Below are 6,079 nucleotides of genomic sequence, written 5' to 3' on the forward strand. Positions count from 1 at the left end.
TCGCGAAGGGACTGCCACACATGACCGACCAGCACGGTGAGCTGGATGCCGCCCTCGAGCGGGTGATCGACGCCGCTCGCGCCCACCTGGCCGCCGTCCGGGCCGCTCAGGGCCGGATCGACGACGACGCCGTCTGGCAGGCGTACGTCGCGTTGAACAACGCCTCGTTCGCCTACGACGAGCAGCTGCTCGACGCGTTCGGCGAGGTGACGCCCTGGGACGTGGAGTCGATCGACCCGGACGAGGCCGACGAGCGCTTCGGCGCCGTGGAGGGCGGCGAGCCCACCGACCCGCACCCGCGGGTCATCTCGGTGCGGCAGCGGCGCGACTACCGGGTGCCGAGCGTCGCCGCGCTGCTGCGTGCCGCCGAGGCGGCCCGCCGCGACGGCACCCCGGAGGACGACGAGCCGGCCCCGGTGGAGGGCGTCGGCGAGGCGGTGCTGGAGCTGCTGCAGAGCGGCGACGGCTCGCTGTCCGCGCTGGACGTGCCGGAGCTGGAGCCGCTCGACGGCGTGGTCATGGTCAGCGAGGTCGGCACCCCGGTCGACCTGGAGTCGTTCGACGACGACGACCCGGTCGGGCCGTTCCAGCCCGCCGCCGACGACCGGCTGGTCGGCCGGCTCGACGAGCACCCGTTCATGGAGCTCGACGAGGAGCACGACCACGCGCACTAGGCCGTGCGCGTCCCCGGGGCGGCGCCGCGTCGCGCGGCCCCGGGGACGGGCCCGTCAGTACGACAGGCCCGGCTGCGGCTTGTTCACCAGGCGGCGCCGCAGCACCACCTGCCGCGTGCCGTCCCGGTAGAGCCGCACCCGGGCCAGCTCCCAACCGGAGAACTCGGCCTGGATCGCCAGCTGCGCCGCGGCGGTCAGCCGATCGACGTTCGAAGGCAACCGCAGCGGCGCGTATTCGTAGTCCATGCCCCTATGCTGCCCAGGTCGCGGGCCCTCCGCCACCCCCTGACGGTGACCCGGACCGCCCCGCCGCGGCTCAGCCGTCGCGCTCCGGGTAGCCCACCGGCACCGCCGACACGTCGTCCAGCGCCGTGACGATCTCCTCCGGCAGCGTCATCCGCTCCACCTGCAACGCGCCGAGCAGCTGCCCGACGGTCCGGGCGCCCAGGATCGGCGCGGTCACGCCGGGCCGGTCCCGCACCCAGGCCAGCGCCACCTCCAGCGGCGCCACGCCGAGCCCGCCGGCCGCGATGGCGACCGCCTCCACGATGCTGGAGCAGCGCGGCTCCAGGTCGGTGGCGACGAACCGTTCGAAGTGCGGCGACACCGCCCGCGAGTCGGCCGGGCGGCCGTTGCGGTACTTGCCGGTGAGCACGCCCCGGCCCAGCGGCGACCAGGGCAGCACGCCCAGCCCCATCCCGGTGCAGGCGGGCAGCACCTCCCGCTCCACGCCGCGCTCCAGCAGCGAGTACTCCACCTGCGCGGCGACCACCGGGGCGCGCCCCGGCCAGGCGGCCTGCCAGGCGGCGGCGCGGGCGGTCTGCCAGCCGGAGAAGTTCGACACGCCCACATAGCGGGCCTTGCCGCTGGACACGGCGTGGTCCAGGGCCGAGAGCGTCTCCTCCAGCGGCGTGTCCGGGTCGTACCCGTGCACCTGCCACAGGTCGACGTGGTCGGTGCCCAGCCGGCGCAGCGAGGCGTCGAGCGTGCGCAGCAGGTGCCCGCGCGAGCCGTCCCGGCGGCGGCTGCCCGGCCGCAGCCCCGCCTTGGTGGCGATCAGCAGCTCGTCGCGGTCCACCAGGCTGCCCAGCAGCGAGCCGATCACCGATTCGGCGTCGCCGTCGGCGTACACGTCCGCGGTGTCCACGAGGTTGCCGCCCGCGTCGAGGAAACTCTTCAGCTGGGCGGCCGCGTCGTCGGCGTCGGTGTCGCGTCCCCAGGTCATGGTGCCGAGCGCGAGCCGCGATACCGCCAGCCCGCTTCGGCCGAGCGGTCGCTGTTGCATGCGTGAACCTTATTTCGAACCCGGCGTCACGGATATCCTCGCCGCAGTCAAGTTCCCGCGCGACATCAGACCGGTGTGACATGTTCGGGTGAGCCGGACGTCGAGGGCGCCACGCTCATTGCGTAACCTGATGCGACCTGTGGTGCGGATGGCGGGAGGATCAGTGCGACTCGGGCTCAACCTCGGATACCAAACGGCGTGGAGCACGCCGTTCGACCACCTGGCATTGGCCCAGGAGGCGGACCGGCTCGGCTACTCGGTCGTGTGGGCCGCGGAGGCGTACGGCTCGGACTCGCCGAGCATCCTGTCCTGGATCGCCGGACAGACCGAGCGGATCGACGTCGGGTCGGCGGTCATGCAGATCCCGGCCCGCTCGCCCGCCATGACCGCGATGACCGCGGCGACCATCGACACGATCTCCGGCGGCCGGTTCCGGCTCGGCCTGGGCGTGTCCGGCCCGCAGGTCTCGGAGGGCTGGCACGGCGTGCGGTTCGCCAAGCCGCTGGCCCGCACCCGGGAGTACGTGGACATCGTCAAGCTGGCGGTGGCCCGCAAGGAGGTCGCGTACGACGGCGAGCACTACACGCTGCCGCTGCCGGACGGCCCGGGCAAGGCGCTGCGGCTGGGCTTCCACCCGCCGCGCGAGCACATCCCGATCTACCTGGCCGCCGTCGGCCCGAAGAACCTGGAGCTGGCCGGCGAGATCGCCGACGGCTGGCTGGCCGTCTTCTACTCCCCGGAGTTCGCCGAGGAGCACCTCGCCTCGGTCCGGGCCGGCCGCGCCGCCGCCGGCAAGGAACTGGCCGGCTTCGACGTGGTGCCGTCCGTGCCGGTGGTGGTCGGCGACGACATCGCCACCTGCGCCGAGCTGGTCCGCTGGTACGCCGCGCTGTACGTCGGCGGCATGGGCAGCCGCAAGCAGAACTTCTACAACCAGCTCGCCACCCGGATGGGCTACGGCGACGCGGCCCGCGAGGTCCAGGACCTCTACCTGGCCAAGCGGCAGCGCGACGCGGCCGCCGCCGTACCGATGGAGTTCATCGACCGCACCTCGCTGCTCGGCCCGAAGGAGCGCATCGCCGAGCGCATGCGGGAGTACGCCGCCGCGGGCGTGACCACGCTGTCGGTGTCGCTGTTCGTGGCCGACCGGGAGAGCGGGGTGCAGACCCTGCGGACCGTCGCCGAGGCGCTGGAGCTGTCCGGAGTCGGGGAGTGACCTGGATCGAGGCCATCGTCCTGGGCCTGGTCCAGGGGCTGACCGAGTTCCTTCCGGTGTCCTCGTCCGGGCACCTGCGGATCACCTCGGAGCTGTTCTTCGGCCGGGACGCGGGCGCGTCGTTCACCGCGGTGACCCAACTCGGCACCGAGGCCGCCGTCCTGATCTACTTCGCCAAGGACATCTGGCGGATCGTCCGCACCTGGTGTCTGGGCCTGTTCGACCGCTCGGTGCGCTCCAGCCTCGACTACCGCATGGGCTGGTACGTCATCGTCGGCACCATCCCGATCGGCATCTTCGGACTGATCTTCAAGGACCAGATCCGCACCGCCGGCCGCAACCTCTGGCTGATCTCCTGCACGCTGATCATCGGCGCGGTACTGCTCGCCTTCGCCGAGTACTGGGGCCGGCAGACCCGTACGCTGGAGAACTTCCGGATGCGCGACGGCGTGGTGATGGGCTTCGCCCAGGCCGCGGCGCTCGTACCAGGCGTGTCCCGCTCCGGCGGCACGCTGACCGCGGGCCTGCTGCTCAACCTGACCCGGGAGACCGCGGCCCGCTACTCGTTCCTGCTGGCCATCCCGGCCGTGGTGATCTCCGGCGTGTTCAGCCTGCCGGACGTCTTCGAGCCGTCCGCGCCCGGCACCGCCGCGCCGAGCGTGGCGCAGATGGTGGTGGCGACGCTGATCGCGTTCGCCGTCGGGTACGCGGCCATCGCCTGGCTGCTGCGCTACGTCGCACACCACACGCTGTACGTCTTCGTGCTCTACCGGGTCGCGCTGGGCAGCCTGGTGATCTGCCTGCTGGCCACCGGCACGATCAGCGCCACCTGACGCTGTCATGCGAAAGGCCGGCACCCGATGTTCGGGGTGCCGGCCTTCTGCTTGTCTCAGCTGTTCCAGTGCTCGGCGACCAGGTCGGCGGCCTGCTGCTCCCACTGGGCGTAGTGGTCCGGGTAGGCGGAGACCTGGACGGTCTGGGCGGCCTTGGTCAGCGGCATGTCGCGCCAGCCGTCGACCTGCTTGAGGCCCTTCAGGAACGCGGTGGTGGAGTATTCGGGGTCGGTGATCTGCTCGACCGTGCCCCAACCGCTGGAGGGGCGCTGCTGGAACAGGCCCTGCGAGTCGTGGTCGTTGCGGTCACCGAGGTGGCCGAGGTTTTCCAGCTTCGACTCCTGCAGGGCGGTGGCGATGGAGACGACGGCGGCGCGTTCGTCCATGCCGGCCTTCTTGGTGGCGGCGATGATGGCCTTGACGTTGGCGGTCTGCTCGTCGTCGAGGTCGATGTGGGACTGGGTGCCCTGCACGCCGTGCGGGATCAGCGCGGCGCTGTCGAGCTTCGCGGCCTGGGTGGTGGTGACCGCGGCGTTGCGGGTGGTGGGGGTGCTGGTGTCGTGGTTGAGGGGGCCGGCGGCGAGGCCACCGGCGACGGTCAGACCGGCGATACCGAGGATGCTCTTGCGCAGGATCGTGTTCATGAGGGGGCTCCATTCGGGGGTCGACGCACCCGGGGGCGAGTGCGTGGGCACCGTCAGGCGCTCAGAGAAGTCTTCGGGGGGATCCGGCGTCTGCTCACGCGGACCGCGGACGCCGGGGGTGGCGTGCGGGGCTCGCTGGTCGCGCCGGAGACATGTCCAACGACCGCCGGCCCGGGATCATTCCCGGACGCTGCCGCCCGCCTTCTCGGGCTGCGGGGGCGCTGCTGCGGTCGTTCGCCAGATATAACGTCCCGGCCCCGCAGGCGATTCCGCCGTGCGGGTGTCCCCGACCACCCCGAAATCAGACACCCGACGCAAACGGACACGCCCTCCCCGACACGCCCCGCTCTCTCGTTCCGACGCATCCGGCCCACTCCGCCGACCGCTCCACCTGCGCACGCCCATCTCCGCCCCGCTCACGTAGCGCCCGCTTACGTCGCGCCCACGTCGCGCCCGCCAACGCCCGGGCTTCCCTGCCGCGTCGATCATGAAGTTGCCGGCACCTCGTGTCCGTTTTGTCGCCGTCAACCTCATGATCGTGTGGGAGGTCGGGTCGCCGACGGCAGATCGCAAGCGCATATCGCCGTCTCGAAAGGGCTCGCCGGAGATCTTGGTACGGAGCGGCCCCTACAAGGGCGGGAACGTACCAAGATCTCCGGCGTGCGCCGCTACCTCAGGAGATCTTGGAAGGAAATGGCTCTCATAGGGGCCCAAATCTTCCAAGATCTCTGGCGGAGTGCCGCGCGAGACGAACGAGCTGCGCAATGCGACGGGCGATCACGATCGACGCGGACGGGGTGCGAGGGCGGGGACGGGGTGTGAGGGCGGGAAAGGTCGGCGTCGTGGCGGGACGATCACGGTCGGGGCGTACCGCCTAGGGTGGTCTGCGTGGCGACCCTTCTGCTTCTGCGACACGGCCGGACCACCGCGAACGCCGACGGCGGCCTGGCCGGGCGGCAACCGGTCGAGCTGGACGACACCGGCCGGGCGCAGGCGACGGCGGTGGGGGCACGCCTCGCCGGGCTGCCGCTCGCGGCGGTGGTGACCAGCCCGCTGATCCGCTGCCGGCAGACCCTCGAACTGGCCCTGCCGGACGCCGAGCCCGTGGTGGACGACGGGCTGATCGAGTGCGGGTACGGCGACTGGGAGGGGCAGGCGCTGAAGAAGCTGGCGAAGGAGCCGCTCTGGCCGGTGGTGCAGCAGCACCCGAGCGCCGCCGCGTTCCCGCACGGGGAGTCGATGGCGGCGATGTCCGCGCGCGCGGTGGCGGCGGTACGGGCGTGGGACGCGCGGGTCACCGCCGAGCACGGACCGGAGGCGGTCTGGCTCGCGTGCAGCCACGGTGATGTGATCAAGGCGATCGTGGCGGACGCGCTCGGCGTACACCTTGATCTTTTTCAGCGGATCGTGGCCGACCCGGCGTCGGT

7 protein-coding genes are annotated in these 6,079 nt (G+C 72.0%); 4 read left to right on the forward strand and 3 right to left on the reverse strand.

The window, feature by feature from the left end:
* Window positions 1-20 precede the first annotated feature (20 nt).
* Window positions 21-674 carry a hypothetical protein gene (locus tag KBX39_RS20340; protein ID WP_030504008.1) on the forward strand — a complete coding sequence of 218 codons (654 nt, stop codon included), beginning with the start codon at window positions 21-23 and terminating at the stop codon, window positions 672-674.
* A gap of 54 nt (window positions 675-728) precedes the next feature.
* Here the strand turns inward: KBX39_RS20340 and KBX39_RS20345 are convergent, their stop codons facing one another.
* Both KBX39_RS20345 and KBX39_RS20350 read right to left on the reverse strand, forming a co-directional pair.
* Complete coding sequence (locus tag KBX39_RS20345) at window positions 729-920, reverse strand: DUF5703 family protein (RefSeq protein ID WP_043324435.1); 192 nt, start codon at window positions 918-920, stop codon at window positions 729-731.
* 70 nt (window positions 921-990) lie between these two features.
* Entirely contained in the window at window positions 991-1,959 is a 969-nt protein-coding gene (locus KBX39_RS20350; protein ID WP_210871980.1) for an aldo/keto reductase, read from the reverse strand.
* 163 nt (window positions 1,960-2,122) lie between these two features.
* Here KBX39_RS20350 and KBX39_RS20355 point away from each other — a divergent pair, with 163 nt between their 5' ends.
* Entirely contained in the window at window positions 2,123-3,175 is a 1,053-nt protein-coding gene (locus KBX39_RS20355; protein ID WP_210871982.1) for an LLM class F420-dependent oxidoreductase, read from the forward strand.
* Window positions 3,172-4,008 (forward strand): undecaprenyl-diphosphate phosphatase, encoded by an 837-nt coding sequence (locus KBX39_RS20360; RefSeq protein ID WP_043324430.1) that lies wholly within the window; start codon window positions 3,172-3,174, stop codon window positions 4,006-4,008. Before KBX39_RS20355 ends, KBX39_RS20360 begins: the two co-directional genes overlap by 4 nt.
* 56 nt (window positions 4,009-4,064) lie before the next feature.
* Here KBX39_RS20360 and KBX39_RS20365 read toward each other — a convergent pair whose 3' ends face one another.
* On the reverse strand, window positions 4,065-4,652 hold the full coding sequence (locus KBX39_RS20365; protein WP_209961693.1) for a hypothetical protein: 588 nt from the start codon (window positions 4,650-4,652) through the stop codon (window positions 4,065-4,067).
* A gap of 879 nt (window positions 4,653-5,531) precedes the next feature.
* On the opposite strand from KBX39_RS20365, the gene KBX39_RS20370 reads away from it, so the two are divergent.
* Window positions 5,532-6,079: MSMEG_4193 family putative phosphomutase (locus tag KBX39_RS20370; protein WP_210871984.1), on the forward strand; the 548-nt coding region annotated here is incomplete at its 3' end.

The sequence above is a fragment of the Micromonospora sp. D75 genome, from assembly GCF_018070405.1.
In the GTDB taxonomy this organism is placed as follows: Bacteria; Actinomycetota; Actinomycetes; order Mycobacteriales; family Micromonosporaceae; genus Micromonospora; species Micromonospora chalcea.

Excerpts from the sequence above, each read along its gene's own strand:
- KBX39_RS20345 (WP_043324435.1), bottom strand. The coding sequence starts at position 920 with ATGGACTACGAATACGCGCCGCTGCGGTTGCCTTCGAACGTCGATCGG.
- KBX39_RS20350 (WP_210871980.1), bottom strand. The coding sequence starts at position 1,959 with ATGCAACAGCGACCGCTCGGCCGAAGCGGGCTGGCGGTATCGCGGCTC.
- KBX39_RS20365 (WP_209961693.1), bottom strand. The coding sequence starts at position 4,652 with ATGAACACGATCCTGCGCAAGAGCATCCTCGGTATCGCCGGTCTGACC.
- KBX39_RS20340 (WP_030504008.1), top strand. The coding sequence starts at position 21 with ATGACCGACCAGCACGGTGAGCTGGATGCCGCCCTCGAGCGGGTGATC.